Source organism: Pseudomonas sp. SIMBA_068 (genome assembly GCF_046534705.1).
GTDB lineage: Bacteria > Pseudomonadota > Gammaproteobacteria > Pseudomonadales > Pseudomonadaceae > Aquipseudomonas > Aquipseudomonas putida.
Window position 1 is genome coordinate 1 of the sequence record NZ_JAWRYI010001130.1, and the last position, 252, is coordinate 252.

Consider the following 252-nt stretch of genomic DNA (forward strand, 5'->3'; position numbering starts at 1 on the left):
GTTTCTGTCGGTGAATTTACAGGCTAATGCCCAGGGCTGTCTGAAGGGAGCCGCAGTAGGCGGCGTCGCAGGTCATGTTGCTCATCATGGTGTGGCCGGTGCCGCAGCGGTCTGCGCAGTCGGTCATCATATGGCGAAGAAAAAACAGAAAGAGGCTGAGCAAAATCAGCAATCTCAAAAATAAGCTGAGGCTGTAGCACCGATGTAAATCAGCTGATTACCGGGCAATGTGATGTCCGGTGATCGCTGAGT

The 252-nt window shown here is 52.8% G+C and carries 1 protein-coding gene; it reads left to right on the forward strand.

Annotated elements, in window-relative coordinates; translation table 11 throughout:
* Window positions 1–4: 4 nt before the first annotated feature.
* Window positions 5–184 carry a hypothetical protein gene (locus tag SB756_RS33025; protein WP_410913630.1) on the forward strand — a complete coding sequence of 60 codons (180 nt, stop codon included), beginning with the start codon at window positions 5–7 and terminating at the stop codon, window positions 182–184.
* Window positions 185–252: the final 68 nt, after the last annotated feature.